General features: G+C 53.4%; 24 protein-coding genes. 13 read left to right on the top strand and 11 right to left on the bottom strand.

The annotated features are described in order from the left end of the window. Positions 1–84 precede the first annotated feature (84 nt). The 4 genes from glnL to DW350_RS18480 all read left to right on the top strand — a co-directional run bounded on the left by glnL (position 85) and on the right by DW350_RS18480 (position 4,577). On the top strand, positions 85–1,107 hold the full coding sequence (gene glnL / locus DW350_RS18495; protein WP_115720352.1) for a nitrogen regulation protein NR(II): 1,023 nt from the start codon (positions 85–87) through the stop codon (positions 1,105–1,107). Then, positions 1,104–2,471, top strand: a complete 1,368-nt coding sequence (gene glnG, locus DW350_RS18490; RefSeq protein ID WP_115720351.1) for a nitrogen regulation protein NR(I) — start codon at positions 1,104–1,106, stop codon at positions 2,469–2,471. Before glnL ends, glnG begins: the two co-directional genes overlap by 4 nt. Before the next feature lie 115 nt (positions 2,472–2,586). Further along, positions 2,587–3,255, top strand: coding sequence for a response regulator transcription factor (locus tag DW350_RS18485; protein WP_115720350.1), 669 nt, complete (start codon positions 2,587–2,589; stop codon positions 3,253–3,255). Further along, complete coding sequence (locus tag DW350_RS18480) at positions 3,252–4,577, top strand: sensor histidine kinase (RefSeq protein ID WP_115720349.1); 1,326 nt, start codon at positions 3,252–3,254, stop codon at positions 4,575–4,577. Before DW350_RS18485 ends, DW350_RS18480 begins: the two co-directional genes overlap by 4 nt. Here the strand turns inward: DW350_RS18480 and fieF are convergent. Beyond that, complete coding sequence (gene fieF / locus DW350_RS18475; protein WP_115720348.1) at positions 4,525–5,463, bottom strand: cation efflux pump FieF; 939 nt, start codon at positions 5,461–5,463, stop codon at positions 4,525–4,527. The two genes, DW350_RS18480 and fieF, sit on opposite strands and share 53 nt — an antisense overlap. Beyond that, positions 5,456–5,986 (bottom strand): Spy/CpxP family protein refolding chaperone, encoded by a 531-nt coding sequence (locus DW350_RS18470; protein WP_115720347.1) that lies wholly within the window; start codon positions 5,984–5,986, stop codon positions 5,456–5,458. The genes fieF and DW350_RS18470 overlap by 8 nt, the downstream gene beginning before the upstream one ends. Before the next feature lie 84 nt (positions 5,987–6,070). Between DW350_RS18470 and trmL the strand changes: the two genes are divergently transcribed. Next, positions 6,071–6,535 carry a tRNA (uridine(34)/cytosine(34)/5-carboxymethylaminomethyluridine(34)-2'-O)-methyltransferase TrmL gene (trmL, locus tag DW350_RS18465; RefSeq protein ID WP_115720346.1) on the top strand — a complete coding sequence of 155 codons (465 nt, stop codon included), beginning with the start codon at positions 6,071–6,073 and terminating at the stop codon, positions 6,533–6,535. 51 nt (positions 6,536–6,586) lie between these two features. On the opposite strand, the gene DW350_RS18460 is transcribed toward trmL, so the two are convergent. Then, the gene (locus DW350_RS18460) at positions 6,587–7,201 is read right to left on the bottom strand and encodes a TetR/AcrR family transcriptional regulator (protein WP_115720345.1); all 615 of its coding nucleotides are present in this window, start codon (positions 7,199–7,201) and stop codon (positions 6,587–6,589) included. A gap of 291 nt (positions 7,202–7,492) precedes the next feature. Here DW350_RS18460 and DW350_RS18455 point away from each other — a divergent pair, with 291 nt between their 5' ends. The 3 genes from DW350_RS18455 to DW350_RS18440 all read left to right on the top strand — a co-directional run bounded on the left by DW350_RS18455 (position 7,493) and on the right by DW350_RS18440 (position 10,841). Beyond that, the gene (locus DW350_RS18455) at positions 7,493–8,662 is read left to right on the top strand and encodes an MFS transporter (protein ID WP_115720693.1); all 1,170 of its coding nucleotides are present in this window, start codon (positions 7,493–7,495) and stop codon (positions 8,660–8,662) included. A 35-nt stretch (positions 8,663–8,697) separates the two neighbouring features. Further along, positions 8,698–9,648, top strand: a complete 951-nt coding sequence (locus DW350_RS18450; protein ID WP_115720344.1) for an alpha/beta fold hydrolase — start codon at positions 8,698–8,700, stop codon at positions 9,646–9,648. Between the two features lie 317 nt (positions 9,649–9,965). After that, entirely contained in the window at positions 9,966–10,841 is an 876-nt protein-coding gene (locus DW350_RS18440; protein WP_226911359.1) for an NAD(P)-dependent oxidoreductase, read from the top strand. 52 nt (positions 10,842–10,893) lie between these two features. On the opposite strand, the gene gpsA is transcribed toward DW350_RS18440, so the two are convergent. The 4 genes from gpsA to DW350_RS18420 are packed head-to-tail and all read right to left on the bottom strand — an operon-like array spanning position 10,894 to position 13,150. Beyond that, a complete protein-coding gene (gene gpsA / locus DW350_RS18435; protein WP_115720342.1) occupies positions 10,894–11,904 on the bottom strand; it encodes an NAD(P)H-dependent glycerol-3-phosphate dehydrogenase in 1,011 nt (336 codons plus the stop codon). Between the two features lie 17 nt (positions 11,905–11,921). After that, positions 11,922–12,401, bottom strand: coding sequence for a protein-export chaperone SecB (gene secB, locus DW350_RS18430; protein ID WP_115720341.1), 480 nt, complete (start codon positions 12,399–12,401; stop codon positions 11,922–11,924). A gap of 48 nt (positions 12,402–12,449) precedes the next feature. Then, entirely contained in the window at positions 12,450–12,710 is a 261-nt protein-coding gene (grxC, locus tag DW350_RS18425; RefSeq protein ID WP_115720340.1) for a glutaredoxin 3, read from the bottom strand. An 8-nt stretch (positions 12,711–12,718) separates the two neighbouring features. Beyond that, positions 12,719–13,150, bottom strand: coding sequence for a rhodanese-like domain-containing protein (locus tag DW350_RS18420; protein ID WP_115720339.1), 432 nt, complete (start codon positions 13,148–13,150; stop codon positions 12,719–12,721). A gap of 141 nt (positions 13,151–13,291) precedes the next feature. On the opposite strand from DW350_RS18420, the gene gpmM reads away from it, so the two are divergent. From gpmM to DW350_RS18395, 5 genes are read left to right on the top strand one after another with little or no spacing between them, the layout of a single operon-like run. Continuing rightward, positions 13,292–14,818: a 2,3-bisphosphoglycerate-independent phosphoglycerate mutase gene (gene gpmM, locus DW350_RS18415; protein WP_115720692.1), complete on the top strand. Its 1,527-nt coding sequence runs from the start codon at positions 13,292–13,294 to the stop codon at positions 14,816–14,818. Beyond that, complete coding sequence (locus tag DW350_RS18410; protein WP_115720338.1) at positions 14,815–15,936, top strand: murein hydrolase activator EnvC family protein; 1,122 nt, start codon at positions 14,815–14,817, stop codon at positions 15,934–15,936. The genes gpmM and DW350_RS18410 overlap by 4 nt, the downstream gene beginning before the upstream one ends. Before the next feature lie 15 nt (positions 15,937–15,951). Further along, positions 15,952–17,172, top strand: coding sequence for a S41 family peptidase (locus tag DW350_RS18405; RefSeq protein WP_115720337.1), 1,221 nt, complete (start codon positions 15,952–15,954; stop codon positions 17,170–17,172). 18 nt (positions 17,173–17,190) lie between these two features. Next, entirely contained in the window at positions 17,191–17,922 is a 732-nt protein-coding gene (locus DW350_RS18400; protein WP_115720336.1) for a divergent polysaccharide deacetylase family protein, read from the top strand. A gap of 10 nt (positions 17,923–17,932) precedes the next feature. After that, positions 17,933–18,310 carry an acetyl-CoA sensor PanZ family protein gene (locus DW350_RS18395; protein ID WP_115720335.1) on the top strand — a complete coding sequence of 126 codons (378 nt, stop codon included), beginning with the start codon at positions 17,933–17,935 and terminating at the stop codon, positions 18,308–18,310. A gap of 49 nt (positions 18,311–18,359) precedes the next feature. Here DW350_RS18395 and rpoH read toward each other — a convergent pair whose 3' ends face one another. From rpoH to ftsY, 4 genes are all read right to left on the bottom strand, one after another. Then, positions 18,360–19,211, bottom strand: a complete 852-nt coding sequence (gene rpoH, locus DW350_RS18390; RefSeq protein WP_115720334.1) for an RNA polymerase sigma factor RpoH — start codon at positions 19,209–19,211, stop codon at positions 18,360–18,362. Positions 19,212–19,293: 82 nt separating this feature from the next. Next, positions 19,294–20,274 carry a permease-like cell division protein FtsX gene (gene ftsX / locus DW350_RS18385; protein WP_115720333.1) on the bottom strand — a complete coding sequence of 327 codons (981 nt, stop codon included), beginning with the start codon at positions 20,272–20,274 and terminating at the stop codon, positions 19,294–19,296. Then, complete coding sequence (ftsE, locus tag DW350_RS18380; RefSeq protein WP_115720332.1) at positions 20,271–20,945, bottom strand: cell division ATP-binding protein FtsE; 675 nt, start codon at positions 20,943–20,945, stop codon at positions 20,271–20,273. The genes ftsX and ftsE overlap by 4 nt, the downstream gene beginning before the upstream one ends. Next, entirely contained in the window at positions 20,942–22,303 is a 1,362-nt protein-coding gene (ftsY, locus tag DW350_RS18375) for a signal recognition particle-docking protein FtsY (protein ID WP_192954743.1), read from the bottom strand. Before ftsY ends, ftsE begins: the two co-directional genes overlap by 4 nt. Positions 22,304–22,359 lie beyond the last annotated feature (56 nt).

Genomic DNA, 22,359 nt, shown 5'->3' with positions numbered 1-22,359 from the left:
GTTGGCACGCGGCAGTAGCCAGTCAGCGGGATTTTATTTACACTTCCTCCAATTGCACCAAATTGGTGCAATTGGAGGAAGTCCTTGGAAAAACAGCAAGTTCTCGACAATCTACTGACCGGTGTTGTGGTCGTTGATGACCAACTCTTGGTGACCTATCTCAATACGGCCGCCGAGTCACTGCTGAGCGTTTCCAGGGCGAAAAGCTTGGGGCAGCCGTTGGCGGCGTTGATGGGCGATTATCGCGGTATTGAGCGTTTTATCGAAACGCGCAAAACCGGCCAGGGGTTTATTGATGCGGACTGTAATTTGGGGCAGGTACATGTTGAGCTGGCCGTTACCGTCATGGAAGGCAAGCCCCGGCATTTGGTGATAGAGCTTACGCCTATCGACCAGTTAAAGCGTATTTCCCAAGATGCCTTTCATCAGGTTCAGCAACAAGCCAGCCAAGAGATCCTGCGCGGCCTGGCCCATGAAATTAAAAACCCCCTTGGCGGGCTAAGAGGCGCCGCTCAGCTGTTGTCGCTGGAGCTAACCGCCAGTCAGCGGGAATACACTGACCTTATTATGGCGCAGGTCGACCGCTTGACTGAGCTGGTCGACCGACTGCTTGGCCCCAAAGCGGGGCCGCAGCGCAAGGTGATTAATATCCATCAGGTGTTGGAGCGGGTGCGCACCTTGGTTGGGCTGCAAATTACTGACAACATTAAATTGCTAAGAGATTACGACCCATCATTACCGGATATGGCGCTAGATGGTGCGCAAATAGAACAAGCGGTGCTGAATATTTTGCAAAATGCAGTGCAGGCGTTGGGCCGCGATGGCCAGGTGATTTTGCGCTCGCGGGTGGCTTCTGGCATCACCTTACAAGGCAATCGCCACCGCATGGTGGCGCGCATTGATGTCGAAGATAACGGCCCCGGCGTACCTGACAAACTTAAAGATACGCTTTTTTATCCTTTGGTTACCGGCCGGGCCGACGGCTCTGGTATGGGGCTGGCAATAGCCCAGTCATTGGTGGCCTTACATGGCGGCCGTATTGAGCTGGATAGCCAGCCCGGGCGCACCATTTTTTCTCTCTATCTGCCAATGGAGGATATCGCATGAAAGCCTGGGTGCTGGATGATGATGCAGCCATTCGCTGGGTACTAGAACGTGCCCTGAGCCAGCAGAAGATGGAAGTCACGACTTTTGTTGATGCCAAAAGCATGCTGGAGGCGTTGGTCAACACACGCCCTGATGTACTGCTGACCGATGTACGGATGCCCGGTATGGACGGGTTGGCGTTAACGCAAGCCCTGCGCGATAGTCACCCTGAGCTGCCAGTCATCATCATGACCGCGCATTCTGATTTGGATACCGCCGTCAGTGCTTATCAAACTGGCGCTTTTGAATACCTGCCCAAACCGTTTGATTTAGACGAAGTGGTGGCGCTACTTAAACGCGCGGTAAAAGATAAGCCCGAACCGGAGCCTACGCCCAGCCAACAAGGCCAGGTCACAGAGCTGATTGGTGAAGCTCCCGCCATGCAGGCGGTGTTTCGTGCCGTGGGGCGCTTGTCGCGTTCCTCGGTGTCGGTGCTCATTAACGGCCAAAGCGGTACCGGTAAGGAATTGGTGGCCCGTGCCCTGCACCGCCACAGTCCGCGCGGCAAAGGCCCTTTTGTGGCCATCAATATGGCTGCCATTCCCGCCGATTTAATCGAGTCAGAGTTGTTTGGCCACGAAAAGGGTTCTTTTACCGGCGCCGCCGGGCGCCGCGAAGGGCGTTTTGAGCAAGCCGATGGTGGCACCTTATTTTTGGATGAAATTGGCGACATGCCGTTGCCCGCACAAACCCGTTTGCTCAGGGTGTTGCAAGAAGGTCAGTTCTACCGTGTCGGTGGCGCTGTGGCGGTGAACGTGGATGTACGGATCATCGCCGCCACCCACCAAGACTTGGAAAAAGGGGTTAAAGAAGGGCGTTTTCGCGAAGATCTTTTTCACCGCCTAAACGTTATTCGCATTCAATTGCCGCCCCTGGCAGAGCGCCGTGAGGACATCCCGAAGCTGGCCGAATACTTTCTAAACCGCATTGCTGCCGAGTTGCATACCCCCGAGCGACGGCTGCACCCTGAGACCGTTAAATTGCTGACCAAGCTACCTTGGCCGGGCAATGTCAGACAGCTTGAAAATACCTGTCGTTACTTAACGGTTATGGCGGCGGGCCAGGAAATACTGCCCAGTGACTTACCCGAGAACTTAGAGCTTAAAGAAGCCTCCCAAGACTGGGTGGAAGAACTCAAAGTGTGGGCCGACCAACTGATGATGGCGGGCAGCCAAGGGGTGGCGGCGCAGGCACAGCAAATGCTCGAAGAAGCGTTAATTGAGGTGGCGCTGCGCCGCTCCAACGGCCATAAACAGGATGCGGCTAAGCGCCTTGGCTGGGGCCGTAACACCCTAACCCGTAAACTGTCTGGGCCAGATTCTTAGCGCGGGTAAAGGTTTAGTTGAGGGGATACTGACGTGTTACTAATAGTGTGTTGCAGTCAGTGCAAAGAAGGGTAAAAACGGTTGGTTAAAATAAGGACTTAGTTAGGATGCAGCTATGACCAAAATCCTTATTATCGATGATGATACCAGCCTGTGTGAGCTGCTCGGTGACTACCTGAGCAGCCACGGTTTTGAGCTGGATACGGCCCATACCGGGCCTGATGGCCTGGCGAAAGCTATCGACGGCGCGCCCGACTTGGTGTTGCTGGACGTGATGCTGCCGGGCCTTGACGGTTTTGGGGTGCTCAAAGGCATCCGGCAAAAAAGTCAGGTACCGGTTTTAATGCTCACCGCCCGTGGTGATGAAGTAGACCGGGTGCTCGGCCTTGAACTTGGCGCCGACGACTATGTCGCCAAGCCCTTTTCCCATCGCGAATTAGTGGCGCGTATTCAGGCCATTTTACGGCGGCTGGCGCCGGTTAATCAGGCTGTGGGTGCCCTTGATTTACAACCTGAACGCTTAGAAGCGCGTTACCACGGCCAGTTGCTGGATTTAACCGCTGCCGAATTTCGGGTTTTAGCCGTGCTTTTTGAGCGTTGTGGTGAAGTGGTCAGCAAGGAAGACATTTGTCAGCATGCTTTTGGCCGTCACTTGCAACCCTTCGACCGGCACATCGATATTCATGTTTCTCATATCCGTAAAAAGATGACAGAAGTTGACCCGGCCCAGGTTATTCGCACCTTGCGGGGCGTGGGTTATCAGTTGATCACGGAGCAAGCATGAAGCGCTTTGGGTTGGACTGGCTGACGGGATTTGCCGGCCGTCTTTTCCTGTGGTTTTGGTTGGTACTGACCTTAATGCTGGTGGCCAACCTGCAGTTGAGTCATCACCTGCGTGGCAGCGAAGAACTGCGCCAGCCTTTCCCCCCTGAACTGGAAGAACTGGGCGACTTGCGTGACCGGCTGCGCCACTTTGCCCACCTTCCCCTTGATACCCTTGAACACAGTAAAGTGGGCCGTTTTTTGGTGCTGTTTGAACCGCGCAGTCTGCAGCCCTTGCAGCAGCGCCGGCCCAAACATTGGCGTATTCCTGAGCTAGTGGCGTCTGATAAAGGCGTAGAAGTGTTGGAACAAGGGGAAATGCGCGCCATAGGCCCCTTTGAAATTCAAACGCTGGATGGCCCGGTGCTCGCGGTGTGGATGATGCCGCCGCGGCCAATGGGTCCATGGGAAAGGTTCTGGCAAGGGCCAGCCTGGATGCGCCTGACACTGTCGTTGGTGGTGGTGTTACTGCTGAGCTTAGGCCTGGCGGCCTGGCTTGCTAGCCCTATCCGCAAGTTGTCTAAGGCTGCCGCTCGCTTTGGTGACGGCGACTTGTCGGTGCGGGTAAAACCTGCCGGTGGTGAGCTGGGTAAATTGGGCCGCGACTTTAACACCATGGCCGAAAAGCTCGAAAATCTGCTGGCGTCGCAAAAGCGCTTATTGGCGGATGTATCCCATGAGTTACGTTCACCACTAACAAGGCTAAAGCTGGCTGCCGCGTTGATGGGTGAGCAGCATAAAGACAGTAAATACGTGCCGCGTATTGAAAAGGAATGCGACACCTTAGAACACTTGATTGACCAAGTGCTGACACTGTCACGGTTGGAAGCGGCGCTTAATCAGGAAGAAAACGAAGAGGCCGACTTGGTCGAGCAGGTGAATTCGTCGGTGCAAGACTGGCGTTTTCAAATGAGCGACAAAACCATTAACTTCGATGCCCCAGAACACGCCGATATCGCTTTTAAGCCGCGGCTTTTGCAACGGGTATTGGATAACCTGCTCTCTAATGCTTGCCGATATGCCAACCGTGTCGATGTGCAGCTAAAGGCGGCAAAGAACGGTTGGTTGCTGATGGTTGAAGATGACGGCCCGGGTGTGCCAGTTGAGATGCTCGATAAATTGTTTGAACCCTTTTACCGGGGTGACCCCGCGCGGGGCCACCAAGGTAAAACCGGTTTGGGGCTTGCTATTGCCCAAGCAGCCGCCAAAGCACTGGGAGGAAGCCTAACGGTTAGTCGCTCTGAGCTGGGGGGCTTGTGTTTTGCTTTGCAGCTACCGGCTTAAGGTATGACGAGGGCGGGGACGCTGAAAGCGGATCTTGGTGAATAATCACATCGGCGCCAGGGAAGGCGTCTTCCAGGGCCTTTTCCACTTCATCTGCTACCTGATGCGCCGCTCTTAACGACATATCGTCAGGCAATTCCAAGTGCATTTGAATAAATTTGGTTGGCCCGGCTTGGCGGGTGCGAAATTCGTGAAACCCCAATACCTGGTCGTGGCCATGGACAATTTCTTTAATGCGCTGCTTTTCGTCTTCCGGCAGTTCTTTATCCATCAGGGTATTGGCCGACTCAACGGCGATGCTGCCAGCCGAAACCAAGATATATACCCCAATCACCAGAGCTAGGGCGCCGTCGGCCCAAAACAGGCCAAAACCGCTGGCAACCAGGGCTATCAGCACCCCTACGTTTAGCAGCAAGTCGGAACGATAATGCAGTGCATCGGCCTTGACCGCTTGCGAGCCGGTTTTTTTAACCACATAAGCTTGGTAGCTAATCAGGATAATGGTCAGCAGCAGTGCCAGCAGCGTAACACCAATACCCACGTAGGTTTGGGTCAGCGGCATTGGGTTCATCAGCCTGTCGGCGGCGTTAAACAGCAGCAGGATGGCTGAACCGGCGATAAAACCCGACTGGGCAATACCGGCCAAAGATTCCGCTTTACCGTGGCCAAAACGATGCTCGTCATCGGCAGGTTGCAGGGCATAACGCACCGCAAACAGGTTGATAAGGGACGCAGACACGTCCATCAGCGAGTCGGTTAATGACGCAAGCATGCTGGCAGAGCCGGTCATTATCCAGGCCAGCAGCTTGCTGATAATTAACAGGGTGGCGACAAAGGTGGAAGCCAATGTCGCCTTTTTTACGAGGGTGGCGTACTGATCAGTCATCTTTTCCCGGGCGAGGTGGCTTTTTCATGTGGCCACGCTCTGGGTGGTGGTCACGCATTTTAGCCAGTTTATCGCGCTGGGCCGGAGTTAGCACCTGCATTACATCGTGCGCCAGGCGCAAGCGGTCAAGACCCATATCTTTACGGTCAGCCAGCAGCGCTTTTGCTTTGGCTTCGTCGAATTTCGGCGCATCCATCAGTGCTTTAAATTCAGCTTGTTTGGCCTTCATTTCAGCTTCGTGCTGTTTATGGTCAGCGTCGAGCAGTGCCTTAATTTTGCCGGTTTGTGCTTCGCTAAGGCCCAGCTCTTTGGCCATGGGGCCTTTTAACAGCATTGGGAAGGGCATCATTGGGCCAGGGCCCATCATGGGGCCGTGCATATGCGGGCCAGGACCACCCGGGCCGCGTTGCATCATCGGCGGCTTTTGGTCTTTTTGGTCAGACTGGCTGTTGTCAGCCGCCATCGCATGGGCAGACAGCACCATGGCGGAGGCGACAGTCAAAGTGCGAAAAATGCTTTTCATGGGGTGTCTCCTATGATTGACTTCGCCTTAAGATTACCCCGCGCAATGCAAAGGGGCGTTAGGCCCCGGTAAAGAAGCGTAAATATGCTGAATATTGTTCTATTTCAACCCGAGATCCCGCCCAACACCGGCAATATCATCCGCTTGTGTGCCAACAACGGCTGCAAACTACACCTAATAAAGCCATTAGGGTTTGTGTTTGACGATAAACGGCTACGCCGGGCGGGCCTTGATTACAACGAGTTTGCTGAAGTGCGCCAGCACGACAGCCTAGCGGCTTGTTTGGCGGCACTGCCAGAGGCAACGGTATACGCCTGCACTACCAAGGGCAGCCGCAGTTTTCACCTGCCACAATACCAAGCGGGCGATATATTGCTGTTTGGCCCTGAAACCCGCGGCTTGCCGATGGACGTTATCGAAAGCCTGCCTGCTGAGCAGCGCATTCGTATTCCTATGCAGCCCAATTCGCGCTCCCTTAACCTTTCCAACGCGGTTGCCATTATTAGCTATGAGGCGCTGCGGCAACTGGATTACCCAGGGCTTGGGTGATCCCGAAGTTAATGCGCACCTTCTGCGAACAGCCTGCAGTTAATCTGTTGGCTAGCTAGTCTTTGCGGCGTCCCAGGCTAAAAGTATTTGTGAAATAGATTGGTCCATCACCGCGTAGTCAACGCCGTCACGTGCCAGGGTTGAAAGCCCTAACAGAAACGAATCAAAAACTGTGGTGAGCGCCTTTACATTGGTTGTTGGGTGCAGCTCGCCGCTGTTAATGCCTCTTTGCACGCATTCGCTAAATCCAGAGCGGGTGTGCGTGCGGGAACGGGTTAATGCGGCCGTGACTGAGGCGTGAGCCTTAGACGGAGCGCTCATTACGCCAAGGGCTACCATACAACCACGCGGATGACCTTCTTCGCATTGCATTTTGGCCGAACTGCGCAGCGCCTGTTCAATAGCATCACGAGGTGGCAGGCTGCTGTTCCACAGCACTGCAGTGGCCTGTGCATAAGTGTCCAAATAAAGCTGAACACATTCTTGAAAAAGCGCCTCTTTTGAGCCAAAGGCAGCATAAAAACTGGGTGCTGATATGCCTTTGCCTATCCCTGCCTTTAACTGGCCTAACGAGGTTGATTCATAGCCATTTTGCCAGAATATATGCATTGCTTGCTCAATTGCCTTATCGCGGTCAAAGGTACGCGGGCGGCCCATCGCAGCCATGTTGCCTCTCCGAACGGTCATCACTAATTAATATTTATACTAATCGATATATAAATGGTTGACAATGCTGCGGCCATCTTATTAATGTATTGATCGTTACATATCTTCTCGCCTTTCGTGAGTTGTGTTGGTGACTGGCGTTTTGGGTATTAGCCCAGAGTTGGCTGCGCTTTACATATATATCGATTGGTAAATAAATAAGATAAGTAAAAAGCATCAGCAAGTGTTTGATATCAGCCTAAGGAATTGAATTTGGAAAACCTGAGCACTACCACTGCCGAATCCCAAAGCATGCGTTTGCCGATGATGGCGCTGTTAGCTTTGGCCATGACCGGCTTTATTTGCATTATTACTGAGACTTTACCGGCGGGCTTGTTGCCACAAATGGCTGCAGGGCTTGGGATCTCCAGCTCTCTGGCGGGTCAATTTGTTTCAGCCTATGCACTGGGATCGCTGTTAACTGCCATTCCCTTGAGTATTGCCACCCAAAGCTGGCGGCGGCGTACTGTACTGTTGTTCACCATTGTTGGCTTTTTGGTCTTCAACTCCGTTACCGCCTTGTCTACTCAGTATTGGTTGACCCTCATTGCTCGATTTTTTGCTGGAATGGCAGCGGGGTTGGCTTGGAGCTTACTGGCAGGGTATGCGCGGCGTTTAGTGCCAGCTCCCCTGCAAGGTAAGGCTATGGCAGTGGCAATGGTGGGTACACCTATTGCGTTGTCGCTTGGTGTCCCCATTGGCACTTGGTTTGGTGCACAAATTGGTTGGCGCATGTCCTTTATCGCGATGTCGGCACTGACGTTGATACTGATTGGATGGGTGCTGGCCAAGGTGCCAGATTACCCCGGTCAAGCACGGGGTGAGGGAATCCCATTTGGGCGTGTTTTACGGACCCCTGGTGTGCGGTCAGTGCTGGCAGTGGTGATGTTGTGGATGCTTGCTCACAACCTTCTTTATACCTATGTATCCCCTTTTATTGCTCAGGCAGGTCTGGCCGATCAAGTAGATACCGTGTTGTTTGTCTTCGGTGTCGCAGCACTGGTTGCCATCGGTATTGTTGGCCACCTGGTGGACCAACATCTAAGGGCTACTGTGATGGCCTGCTTGGCAGTGTTCACCTTGGTTTCATTGGCTTTTTGCTGGCTAGCAACAGTACCTGTGGTCATTTATATCGGTGTCGCGCTATGGGGGCTGACCTTCGGTGGTGCGGCAACACTTTTGCAAACGGCTTTAGCCGACAACGCAGGTAGTGGCGCTGATGTCGCGCTGTCGATGAACGTTGTCGCTTGGAACGGTGCTATTGCCGGAGGCGGATTACTGGGCGGTGTGCTGCTTGATACCTGGGGGGCATCCTCTTTTGCACCGGTATTAGTGGTGGTACTGACGGCGGGTTTCGTTATCGCCTGGATGGCGCGCACTACGGGCTTTAAAGCCGGTTCCCGCCACCCGCATTCCGTTTGATTTCCCTTTTTTATCAACTACTAATAGGTTTCTATATGTTACATCGTATTGTTCGCAACGCTTTCTGTACTTTGGCATTGTTAGCCAGTACTTGGGTATTGGCCGCCGATGAATTTCCCACTCCCACGGGTTTTACCAGCGCCTATCAAACCGTAGATGGTGTACGTCTGCATTACGTCAAAGGCGGTAGCGGTCCATTGGTTTATTTAGTGCATGGTTTTGGCCAAACCTGGTATGAGTGGCACCAATTAATGCCGTTGTTGGCCAAGCACCACACTGTTGTGGCAGTCGATTTACCTGGTCTTGGTCAGTCGGCGGTGCCACCATCATACCGGGCCATTGATGTGGCGAAGTTGTTGTACCAGCTGGCGCAGCATTTTAGTGGTGGCCAGAAGTTCGACTTGGTCGCCCACGATATCGGCATTTGGAATACCTACCCAATGCTGGTGAAACATCAAAAAGCCATTCGAAGCGCCATTTATATGGAAGCGCCAATCCCCGATCCCAGTATCTACAAGTTTCCCGCCTTCACGCCAAAGGGCGAGTCTTTGGTATGGCACTTCAGCTTCTTCGCGGCGGATGACAACCTGGCTGAAACCTTGGTGACCGGTAAAGAACGCTTCTTTTTTAGTCACTTTATCAAGGTGCATGCCACCAATAAGGCTGTATTTACCCCGGCCTTACTCGACCTCTACGGTAAATCTTATGCCAAGCCGCACAGCTTGCATGCTGCCTTTGAGTACTACCGGGTTTTGAATGAAGACGTGAAGGATAACCAGCAGTTAGCCAAGCAAAAAATCGAAGTACCGATGCTTGCCATTGGCGGTGGTGGTAACGGCGGTATGGGGGCCTATGAAGCAAAAGTTGTCAGTCATTATGCCGAGCATGTAACAGGCAAAGTGCTGGATGGGTGTGGCCATTGGCTACCAGAGGAATGCCCTGTTGCTTTAAACAAGGCCGTTACCCGTTTTCTCGACGGGCATTAATACCCCTTTATTGGCCCTTTAAACCTGCATTTTGCTGCTGCTAGCCCACTAACAGCAGCATTTTTAAATGCCGCTGGCGCTTCAGCTGAGGTGATGCATTTGCCCAACGTGGGCGTGCACGGTAATGGTCACGGTTTGACCTACGAAAAGAACCCCGATGCTGCACTTGCGCCAGTGATGCTCTTGGTTACTAAGCAACGCTAGTAACCAAGAGCGCTGTTGAAAAAGGTGAGGCTGGTTACCATTGTGGTCTTATTTCGGCCAGAGAAGGCTACTGATATGGACGGGCTGCGTCGTCAAAGCGGCGTTCTGCCTCGTTGAAAGAGGAAGTCGAAACGATGGACATTGCAATTATTGGTTTAGGGGCCATGGGGCGGGCTATTGCCGCCAACCTAGTAAAAGTTGGGCACCGGGTGTCTGCCTGGAATCGTTCGAACAGCCCTGTTGAGGGCGTCACTCTGTTAGAGACACCGGTAGAGGCCATGCAGGCTGAGATGGTGCTAACACTGTTGTCTGATGATGACGCTATTCGTCAGGTATTACTGAGCGGTGATGTGTTTAAAAAGGCTCGCCAAGGAGTGGTGCATGTAGTGTCTTCAACTATATCTGTGGCTTTGTCCCGCGAGTTGGTGGCATTGCATCGTGCCGCTGGTATTCATTATGTGGCAGCGCCTGTACTAGGGCGACCAGATGTGGCTGCTAAAGGCGAGCTAAATGTGTTAGTTGCTGGTTTACCCGCGACGACTAAAAAGATAACCCCTGCGCTGGCGGCGATCAGCAAGCGGATTTGGCCAATGGGGGAAGAGCCGCCTATGGCACATGCGGCTAAGATTGCCTGCAATATGATGATCACCATGGCTATTGAGGCTATGGCCGAGGCGGTGGTGTTGACTGAAGCCAATGGCTTAGCCCGTGACCGCTTTTTTGAGCTGATCTTAAACACCCTTTTTGGCAGTCGCTCATATCAGTTATATTCAGAAAACATCAGTAACAACAGATATCAACCGGGTTTTAAAGCGTCTCTGGGACTCAAAGATCTGCGTTTAGCGCAGGCTGCAGCGGATGAACTGGATAGCCAACTACCTATGCTTAGCGCCGTACGTCAACAGATGCAGGCTGCGGTGGAGAATGGCAATGGCAACAAGGACTGGTCAGTAATAGCTGACCATACCATCCGCTCTGCAAAGAGCTAAATAAACAATAACGGCCGCATCAGCGGCCGTTATTAATGGGCGTATCAGTCGCCTAATATTCTGATTTACGTTCCCGAGCCAAGAGGTTTTTAGCGGCTTCTTTCGGATCGCGCCCTTCATAGAGCACGGCGTAAATCTGCTCGGTAATGGGCATTTCTACCCCTAACCGGCGTGACAGCGCGAACACTTCCTTGGCGTTGCGATACCCTTCCACCACCTGGCCAATATCGTCCATCGCTTGCTTGGCACTTTTGCCTTGGCCTAAGGCCAAACCAAAGCGGCGGTTGCGTGATTGGTTATCGGTACAGGTCAGCACCAAGTCGCCAAGGCCCGACATGCCCATAAAGGTCGCAGGGTCGGCACCTAAGGCGGCTCCTAACCGGGACAATTCCACCAAGCCGCGGGTGATAAGAGCAGTGCGGGCGTTGGCACCAAAGCCAAGACCGTCGGCCATGCCGGCACCAATGGCAATCACGTTTTTCACGGCGCCACCTAACTGCACTCCAACAAAGTCAGGGTTAGCGTAGGTACGCAGCCGCTTTTCGCAGTGCAGCAGGTCCGCCAGGCGGTCCATAAAGGCTTGGTCGGTACTGGAGATGGAAATCGCTGTCGGCAGGCCGGCGGCCAATTCTTTGGCAAAGGTAGGGCCGGAGACCACAGCCAGCGGAATTTGCTCACCTAATACTTGCCGCGCTGCGTCTTGCAGCAAGCGGCCAGTGTCAGGCTCCAGCCCTTTGGTGGCCCAGGCAACGCGCGCATCGGCAAGCAGGTAAGGCTTCATCTGCTGAAGAACGTCGTCAAAAGCATGTGAAGGGACTACCACCAGAATATCGCGGCAGCTGGCAACGGCCTTGGCAAGGTCGGGTTCCATTTCTAGGCTGTCTGGAAAGGGAATGCCGTCGAGGTAGCGGCGATTTTGGCGGTCGCGCGCTAAATCGGCCAAGTGTGCCGGGTTATGGCCCCAAAGCAGGGTGCGATTACCATTGCGTGCCAATGAAATGGCAAGGGCGGTGCCATAAGAGCCCGCCCCTAATACGCAGATGGCCGGTTGTTCGGCTGTCATGCAGTTATCTCAGGCTTTCAGGCCTGGGCCTCGCCGTTGGCAGCTTCACTGGCGCGTTGCTGAACATATTGAGCGAACAGGGCGTCGAAGTTAACCGGTGCCAGGTTCAGCGGCGGGAAGGTACCGCGGTTAACCAGGTTTGATACCGCTTCACGGGCATAAGGGAACAAAATGTTCGGCGCGAAGGCGCCCAGGGTATGGGCCATTTGCGCGTCAGGCATGTTACCGATGCTGAAGATACCGGCTTGCTGCACTTCGCACAGGAAGGCGGTTTCGTCGCCAACGGTGGTGGTTACGGTCAATACCAGTACCACTTCGTAGACGTCGTCAGCGAGTTTGTCAGAACGAGTGTCCAGGTCCAGTTTTATTTCCGGCTGCCATTCTTTTTGGAAAATAGCGGGGGCATTGGGCGTTTCGAAGGAAATGTCCTTGGTGTAGACCCGTTGGATCTGGAACTGAGGAGCCTGTTGCTCTGCGTTGTTAATTTCTTCAGCCATGATGGTAAACCTGTCTTGGTTGTGTATTTGTCGTTATAAGTTGTCTGCTCAGGCGTTTAGCAAGGCATCAAGTTGACCGGTTGCGTTCAACGCTTCCAGTTCTGTGCAACCGCCAATGAGCTGACCATTGATGAATATCTGGGGGACGGTGAAGCTGGCACCTTGGGTTAATTCCAGCATCTTTGCGCGGCGCTCGGCAGCGTTGTCGTTGCAGATCTCATTGAAGGTTTGTTGTTTTTCGGTCAACAAAGCCTTGGCCCGAACACAGTAGGGGCAGCCTGTTTTGGTGTAAATGATGATGTCAGCCATGTTACTCCTTAACCTTTCACCGGCATGCCGGCGTCTCGCCACCCCTGAATGCCACCGCTCAATACAAAGACAGATTTAAAGCCGCCTTTTTTAAGTTGTTTGGCAACTTGTTGTGCGCTGTGGCCCATGTCGCATACCACGATGATGGGGGCATCTTTATGTTTTTCAAGGCGTGTGGCTTCACCTTTTAGCAATTCGTCTTTCGCCAAGTTAAGTGCATTGGCGATATGGCCTTTTTTGAAGTCGGCCTGAGAGCGAATGTCCACAACCACGCTGTCGTCCTGATTAATCAGAAAAACCGCTTGTTGTGGTTTGATTTTTTTCACACCTGAAATCATTCCCTGCACCACAGAGATGATCAACAAAGCCAGAACCACCACCCATATGATGCTGGGCATGGGGTTGTGTTGTGCGAAAGTCAGTACGTCTGACAAATTCATGAATGCCTTTCCTCAGATTTCGAGGGCCTTGAGTATACCTTGGCAACCTTGCAAAGCCAGTCCCCCCCGCTGGTTTGTGAGCAGTCTTTATGTTTAAACTACCAAGGTTTCGATAGATCACTCTTTGATGTGGGTAATGTCATGGCTAAGAAACCGCTTGTATTAATCATCATGGATGGCTGGGGTTACCGTGAAAACCCAGAAAACAATGCCGTTCTTGCTGCAAACACCCCCAACTTAGACGCGCTTTGGGCCGAAAAGCCGCATTCGCTTATTTCTGGCTCCGGTTTAGATGTTGGCTTGCCCGACGGCCAAATGGGTAACTCCGAAGTAGGCCATGTCAACCTAGGCGCAGGCCGGGTGGTTTACCAAGAGCTCACCCGCATCGGTAAAGAAATCAAAGAAGGCCTCTTTTTCCAAAACCCAGTGCTGCGCGCCGCCGTGAAAAAAGCGGCTGGCAAGGGTAAGGCGGTACACATCATGGGGCTGTTGTCGCCCGGTGGCGTGCACAGTCATGAAGACCATATCTTGGCAATGATGGAGTTGGCCGCTAAAGAGGGCGCCGAGCACATTTATGTGCATGCCTTTTTGGATGGCCGCGACACCCCACCGAAAAGCGCCAAAGCCTCTATTGAACGTGTTAATGCCAAAGCGGCTGCCTTGGGTAAAGGCCGCTTGGTTAGCCTGATTGGCCGCTACTTTGCCATGGACCGCGACAACCGCTGGGACCGGGTGCAAGCCGCCTATGACCTTATCACCCAAGGCAAAGCCGAGTTTAGCTATGACGATGCCGTAGCGGCATTGGACGCCGCCTACGAGCGCGGTGAAACCGACGAGTTCGTGAAAGCCAGCCACATTGGCGCGCCGGTGGCGGTGGAAGACGGTGACGCCATTATCTTTATGAATTTCCGTGCCGACCGGGCGCGGCAAATTACGCGCGCCTTTGTTAACCCCGATTTTGACGGCTTTAGCCGTAGCAGCGTTCCTGCTGTTAGCGACTTTGTGATGCTGACCCAGTATGCCGCCGACATTAAAGCGTCTTGTGCCTATCCGCCGGAGTCACTGCACAATACCTTGGGGGAATGGCTGGCCAAGCACGACAAAACCCAGCTGCGCATTTCTGAAACCGAGAAATACGCCCACGTTACCTTTTTCTTTAATGGCGGCGTTGAGCAAACCTTCCCGGGTGAAGAACGCATCCTTATTCCTTCGCCGAAGGTGGCAACGTACGATCTGCAGCCAGAAATGAACTCCCTTGAGCTGACCGACAAACTGGTTGGCGCCATCGAGTCTGGCGACTTTGATGTCATTATCTGTAACTACCCTAATGGCGATATGGTCGGCCATACCGGCATTTTTGACGCCGCTGTTAAGGCCTGTGAAGCCGTTGACCATTGCATTGGCCGTGTGGTTGGAGCGCTTGAGAAAGTGGGCGGCGAATGCCTCATTACCGCCGACCACGGTAACGCCGAGCAAATGGCTGACCCTGAATCAGGCCAGCCCCATACCGCTCACACCTCTGATCCGGTGCCACTGATTTACTATGGCCGTGCCGCCCGCGCAGTTGAAGGTGGTGTGCTGTCAGATATTGCCCCTACCATGCTGACCTTAATGGGCATGGATGTTCCCGCCGAGATGACCGGTAAACCGTTGTTTATTATTGAATGATCAAGCGCTTAGTTGCTCTGTTGGTGATGATGGCGGCCCTGGTGGCCGCCTTTAGTTGTTTCGGCGCCGATACCGAAAACAAGTTAAAAGCCGTTGAAAAGGAAATTGCCAAAACCCGCCAGGCTATAGAAGCGCAAAAGGCCAAACGCAGCACGCTGCGCCAAACCTTGAAAGGCATTGATACCCAGATTGGTAAACTCAGTGCGCGGCTGAATCAGATAGACCAGCAACAGGCAGAGCAAACCCAAAAGCGCCAGCAGTTACAGCTGCAATTAGACGACCTTAAAAAGCAGTCGCAGCAGCAACAAGCCTTGTTGGTAAAACAGCTGCGGGCCGCTTATGCCATGGGCCAAGACGACTACCTAAAGATGATGCTTAACCTGCAGTCGTTGTCTGACTTGGAGCGGATGATGGCCTACTACCAAAAATTCAATGGTGTGCGTATGGACGCGCTCAATGCGTTAAAAACCACCCGCGCCAAGGTAGAAGCCACACAAGCCGATTTAGACCAAGCCATTGCCAAGCTCAACGCTTTGGAGCAAGAAGCCAAGAGCCAGCAAGCGAGCTTGAACCAGCAAAAAAGTCAGCGCCAAAGCACCATTAATAAGCTCAGTAGCGATATTCAAAGCCAGTCTGGCCAATTGGCACAAATGGTCGCCGACCGTAAAGCCCTTAATGACGCCATTGCCGAAGCCGAGCGCAAAGCCCGCCAATCGAAAGGCAAGCAAACCCTAAAAGGCCAGCAGGGCCGTTTAGCCTGGCCGGTTAAAGGCAAGGTGGAACGTTTGTTTGGTGAAAAACGCGCCGCCGGCGTGGAATGGCGCGGCGACATTATCCGCGCCAGTGAAGGTGCCAAAGTAGAAGCCGTTGCCGGCGGGGTGGTGGTCTATGCCAATTGGGTGCGCGGCTATGGTTTGCTGATGGTGATTCAACACGCCGATGGTTACATGAGCCTTTACGGGCAAAACCAGGCGCTGCTGAAGAAAGTGGGCGACGATGTTAAGCAAGGCGAAAGCATCGCTTTGGTTGGCCGTTCTGGGGGCCAGCAGGAGCCAGGCCTTTATTTTGAAATTCGTCATCAAGGTAAAGCGGTTAACCCCGCCAAATGGTGCCGTTAAGCCAGGGAGGCAACTATGGCAACAAAGGTTTATTGGCTGCTGGGAGGCATCTTGGTTGGCGGTTTGCTAACAGCTGGGGCCTTGGCCTTGGCCGGGCAAACCGGCCAGCAGCGGCTAGCGCCAGATGTCTTGTTTAGCCAAACGCTCTCTGAGGTGGCCAAAGCTTATGTTGACCCGGTTGATAAAACGGCACTGACCGACATTGCCCTTAAGGCCTTGGTGGCTTCCCTTGACTCCCATTCCAAATACCTTGAAGCCGATGACATTCGCGACCTTGAAGAAATGGCTGATGGTCATTACTCGGGGCTGGGCTTGGAAGTGGCCTTTGATAAAGACCAGCACCTGGTGGTGACCTCTCCCCTTAAGGGATCGCCTGCGGCAAAAGCGGGTATTAAACGGGGTGACTGGGTGCTGGCCATTAATAACCAAAGCACCAAGGGCAAATCCCTCACGGCTTTGGCCCATGACCTACGTGGTAAGCCGAAGCAAGAAGTACAGCTTCTGATAGAGCGTGATAATAAGCCGCTGCACTTTGCCATTATGCCAGCCGAGGTGAAGGTGGATTCGGTGACCAGCTATATGCTGGACGAAAATCGGCTGTGGCTACGTATTAGCCAGTTCCAGTATTCAACGCCCAGTGAGGTCACGCAGGCGATAGAAGCACATCATCCCCAAAGCGTGATCTTAGATCTGCGTGGCGATCCGGGCGGTGTTTTGGCTTCGGGGGTGGATGTGGCTGACCTTTTTTTAACCAAGGGGCCTATTGTCAGTACCCGTGGCCGCGCCGCTTATGCAAATCAGGTGTTTTCTGCCAAAAGTGGCGACCCATTTGAGTCGCTTCCTTTATTGGTGCTGATGGATAAAGACTCGGCTTCGGCGGCTGAAATTGTTGCCGGTGCGCTCAAAGACCGAGGCCGCGCCCTTATTCTTGGCCAGCAAAGTTATGGCAAAGGCAGTGTGCAAAGTTTAATTCCTATTGCCGGTGGTGATAGAGCCATTAAACTCACTACCGCTCGCTATCTCACCCCCAGTGGTGTGTCTATTCAGGGGAAAGGGATTAAGCCGAATATCGCAGCGGGCACGGTGTTGAGCGGCCCCAAGGTGCGTTCGTTACTAAAAAGCCAGTATCCTTTGGCGCGTAAGGCGGAAGTGGCCGCCGAGGGTAAATGGGCTGACGACGCCGAGTTGTGGGAAGCCATTGCTTACCTTGACCATAAAACACAACAACAACACTAAATAAGTAAAAGGATCACTGTGCGCCTTATTGCCCTGCTGTTCGGGCTTGTCCCCTTTATGGCCTTTGCCGAACCGAAAATTGCGTTGATCATTGATGATATTGGTTACCACAAAAGTGATATTAAGGCGCTGTCGCTGCCTGATGCGGTGACCCTTAGCGTCTTACCCCATACCCCTTACGGCGAACGACTAGCGGCCGAAGCCAAACAGCCCATTATGCTGCATATGCCAATGGAGCCTATCTCCACCCATGTGCATTTAGAAAAAGACACCATGACGGTTGAACAGAACCGCCAGCAAATGGAAGCGCTGCTGAACGATGCTCTTAAGGCCATTCCTCAGGCCAAAGGTGTCAACAATCACATGGGATCGTTACTCACCGAAGACCGAACACGCATGGACTGGCTGATGGCGATGCTGTCAAAGCGTGGCCTGTATTTTGTCGATTCACGCACCACGGCCAAGTCTCAAGCACTGCTGGCGGCACAAGCGGCGGGGGTGCCCGCGGTTTCCAGACGCATCTTTTTAGATAACAGTGCCAGCGTGCTCAATCACCAATGGCAACGGGCGTTAGAAATTGCCCATAAGCTAGGCCATGTGGTGGTTATCGCCCATCCACACCCCACTACCTTGGCGTTTTTGTCGAAGGCGCTGTCAAATATGAAGGACGTTGAACTGGTACCGGTTTCTTCTTTGATGCCCAAGGAGCAGTTGGCAAGTTCTGGTAAAATGGCGGCAAACCGAGGTTAAGGACCTGCACATGCGTTTGACTATCCATAATAATCCGCCGGTATCGGCGCAAATGGAAACCGACCTGGGTAAGCTTTATGGCCACCTTCCTGCCGACCTCAAAGCCCCCTTCTGGTTTATTGCCACCTTTAATGACCGCCATATCGCCGCCTTGCGTCTTGATGAAGATCGCATTGTTAATTTAGCGGTGCGCACGGAAACGCGCCGTCGCGGCGTAGGTAAATACTTACTGCAAAAAGCCCTGGAACGGGCAAAAGAATTAGGGCTAAGCCAAGTGAAGGTTGTAGCCAGCGATTACCCGCGAGAAAACCAGGCCCTGGTAGGCGACTTTTTAGTGGCGCAAGGCTTTACTGCGGCTGCAGCTGGGCTTTGGCAAAAAGCCTTATAAAAGGTGCTTTTTACCCGCATTAAAAAAGCCGGCGAAGCCGGCTTTTTTGTTAGTTCACCATGGCGCCCTTGAGCTTGGTGAGGGCGCTTTTTTCAAGCTGCCTTACCCGCTCAGCGGACACTTGGTATTTGTCTGCCAGTTCTTGCAGCGTGGCTTTTTCATCATCAAGCCAGCGGCTTTGCAGAATATCGCGGCTACGGTCGTCCAGTGCCTGTAAGGCATGGCCCAAACGGGCGTGGGACGCTGCTTCCCATTGCTGCTCTTCAATTTCCTGGGCGATATCGGAAGACTTGTCTTCCAAATAGTGCACCGGGGCGTAGCTTTCGTCGTCGTCATCGCTGGCCAAGTCGAAGGCCTGGTCGGGGGAGCTCATACGTGCTTCCATTTCCCGAACTTCTGCAGTGCTAACGCCGAGTTCCTGCGCCACCATTTGCACTTCGTCGTGGCTAAACCAGCCCAGACGTTTTTTCTTGGAACGCAGGTTAAAGAACAGTTTGCGCTGTGCTTTGGTGGTGGCAATTTTCACAATGCGCCAGTTTTTCAGCACATATTCGTGAATTTCGGCTTTGATCCAATGCACGGCAAAGGAAACCAAACGCACGCCCACTTTTGGGTCGAAGCGTTTTACGGCCTTCATCAGGCCAATGTTGCCTTCTTGGATAAGGTCAGCCTGCGGCAGACCATAGCCGGAATAACTGCGAGCCACATGCACCACAAAGCGCAGATGGGACATGATTAGTTGTTTCGCCGCCTGCAGGTCACCTTCTTCCTGAAGGCGAGTTGCCAGGTCGCGTTCTTCCTCGGCAGTCAGCATCGACATGCTGTTTACCGAATGAATGTACGCTTCAAGGCTGCCACTGGCAGGAACGGTTAAAGACATGGATTGCAGATGGTCAGTCATCTCATTCCCTCAAAAAATAGCGACATAGATCACAAAAAACCTATACCTAAGAGTCCCACTCTAAGAAAAAGTTTCGTCAGGATCAAGCCGGTTCCATGGCTTTAAGGTGTCGCCAAACTGCAATGTAGGCGCCACTTAAGCCTAATAAAATAGAAAGACCAAGCAGTACAAGGCTTTCTTCAAAGCCCAGGCCGTCAAGGCGGAAGTTGGAGCCGTATAAATCAACCACACGGGCCACACTCTGCTCTAGCCACCAAACGCCAAGTGCGACTAGAATCAGCGATAAAATACCGGACGCCAAGCCATACCACAGTCCTGTATAAAGGAAAGGACGGCGCACAAAGGCGTCGGTTGCACCCACCATTTTCATCACATTAATGGTATCGCGGCGGTGCTCTATCATCAGCCGAATGGTGTTGCCTACCACCAGTACCATGGTTACCAGCAGCAGCAGTGCCACCAACGATACCCCGGCCTTAACCATAGAGACAATGGCATACAGCCGTTTCAACCAGCCAATGTCGAGCCGGCCTTGCGCCACTTCCCGCTCTTTTTCGAGCTTACCGAGTAAGGCTTGGGCGGCCTGTGGGCCAGAATTGTGGTCGTTGGGCTCAACCACTATCACGTTGGGCAGCGGGTTGCTGTCCAAATAGTCGAGCGCTTCGCCAAAGCCGCTTTTTTGTCGAAATTCGGTTAGGCCTTCATCACGGGTGATAAGCCGCGCCTTAGCCACTTCTGGATACAGGCCAATACGGGTTGCTGCTTTGGCAGCGGCTTCGGTGCTGACCGAGTCTTTCAGCATCAAGGTGATTTCGGAGGCCTTTTGAAACTGGTTTGACACCGCTTCAACATTTTTCAGCAGCACATAAAAGGTTGCGGGCAAGGTGAGTGAAAAACCTAACACCGCAATGGTGAGCAAGCTGGCGATAGGCGAGCGCCACAGCTCGCCAAGGCTACCAAGGCCTTGCTGAACATGGCGCACAAAGTACATGGCCAAGCGGCTAAAAAAGCCGGGCTTGGCAGCGCTGGCGGCAACGGTGCGGTTCTCAAACAGCAGGCTCATAAATCGCCCCCCAACGCATCACCGAGCATTCGGCCATTCTTCAACGTGAGGGTGTGATGGCGCATTCTGGCAATTAGCCCTAAATCATGGGTAGCCACCAGCACCGAGATGCCAAGACTATTAAGATCTTCAAACAGGTGCAGGATATCCATCGACAATTTCGGGTCGAGGTTGCCGGTAGGTTCGTCGGCCAGCAGTAGCGGCGGCTTATTGACCACCGCCCGGGCAATGCCCACCCGTTGCTGTTCACCACCAGAAAGTTGTATGGGGTAGCAGTTGGCTTTGTCGGCAAGGCCAACCCAACCCAGGGCCGTTTGGACCCGTTTGCGGATCTCACCCGCGGTAAAGCCCACCACCATTAATGGCAGAGCCACGTTTTCAAAAACGGTTTTGTCCATCAGCAGCCGGTGATCCTGAAAAATGATGCCGATGTCGCGGCGTACATAAGGGATCTGGGACGATTTTAAGCGGCTGATGTCGTGGCCGTTAATGCTTACCCTGCCGGCAGAAGGCCTTTCTTGCAGCGTAATAAGGCGGAGCAAGGTGCTTTTCCCTGCTCCGGAGTGGCCGGTCAGAAAGGCCATTTCCCCTTTTGCCAGTTCAAAACTGACGTTTTGCAATGCTTGCGCACCACCAGGATATGCCTTGGAAACCTGCTCAAAGCGGATCATTTTTCCTCTGTCTCGAAGAGGGCGTCAACAAAGTCGGTTGCGTTAAAGGTACGCAGGTCCTCAATGCCTTCACCTACACCTATATAGCGGATAGGAATACCAAATTTATCGGCAATGGCAAAGATAACCCCACCTTTGGCGGTGCCATCGAGCTTGGTCAGGGTAATACCGGTTAAGCCTACCGCCTCGCTAAAGAGTTTGGCCTGGCTTAGGGCATTTTGGCCGGTACCGGCATCAAGGGTAAGCATCACTTCATGGGGGGCTTCCGGGTCGAGCTTTTTCATAACCCGAACGATTTTTTTCAGCTCTTCCATCAGGTGCGCTTTGTTTTGCAGGCGCCCGGCGGTGTCGGCGATCAGTACATCAGCGCCGCGTGACTGCGCTGCCTGCAGGGCGTCGTACACCACTGAGGCCGAGTCGGCGCCGGTATGTTGGGCAATAACCGGAATGTTATTGCGCTCACCCCACACTTGCAGCTGCTCAACCGCCGCAGCGCGGAAGGTGTCGCCTGCGGCCAGCATCACCGATTTGCCCTGATCTTTAAACTGGCGAGCCAATTTACCAATGGTGGTGGTTTTGCCAACACCATTAACGCCCACCATCAAAATGACATGGGGTTTACGGTCAATTACCAGCGGCTGGGAAACCGGTGCCAGCAGCGCCTGCATTTCCTTTTTTAACAGCTCATATAAGGCTTCGCCGTCTTTTAGCTGGCCTAAATGTGCCTGTTTGGTGAGCCGGTCGATTAAGCGGGTGGTGGTCTCTACACCAACGTCGGCTAATAACAGCTGTGTTTCCAGCTCTTCGAACAGTTCGTCGTCAATTTTCTTGCCGCGGAAAATCGCCAGAAAACCCGCGCCGAGGTTTTGGCGGGTACGCTGCAAGCCCTGGCGCAAACGGGCGAAAAAGCCGGGCTTTTCTCTGCCTGCATGGGCTGCCGCCGCTTGCGTGGCTAAATCGGCCTTGATTTCCTCAGCAGCGGGCGCAGCATCCTGTTCGGCTTCGGCTTCGGCTTCGGCTTCGGCTTCGGCTTCGGCTTCGGCTTCGGCTTCGCTTCGGCTTCGGCTTCGCTTCGGCTTCGGCTTCGGCTTCGGCTTCGGCTTCGGCTTCGGCTTCGCTTCGGCTTCGGCTTCGGCTTCGGCTTCGGCTTCGGCTTCAACCGGCAAGGCCGACTCCAGGTCAATCGCGACCTTTGCTACAGATGCGACTTCTGCTTCTGGCTGCTCGGTCGGCTCGCTGGTGGGTGTTTGTTGTTCGCTTGCGGCCTGCTCGGCCTTTTTATCTTCCTGAACCGGTTCGGCCTTATCACGGCCAAAACCCATCCAGGACAAGAAACCTTTCTTTTTGCTCATGGGCAATCTGTCGTCTGGCGGCTAGAATAGCGGGATTTTTAAAGGCGTTAGTCTAACCCGGA

This window comes from Gallaecimonas mangrovi, from assembly GCF_003367375.1.
Taxonomy (GTDB): domain Bacteria; phylum Pseudomonadota; class Gammaproteobacteria; order Enterobacterales; family Gallaecimonadaceae; genus Gallaecimonas; species Gallaecimonas mangrovi.
Note: the sequence above shows the minus strand (reverse complement) of the source record. Positions and strands in the feature narration are given on the sequence as shown.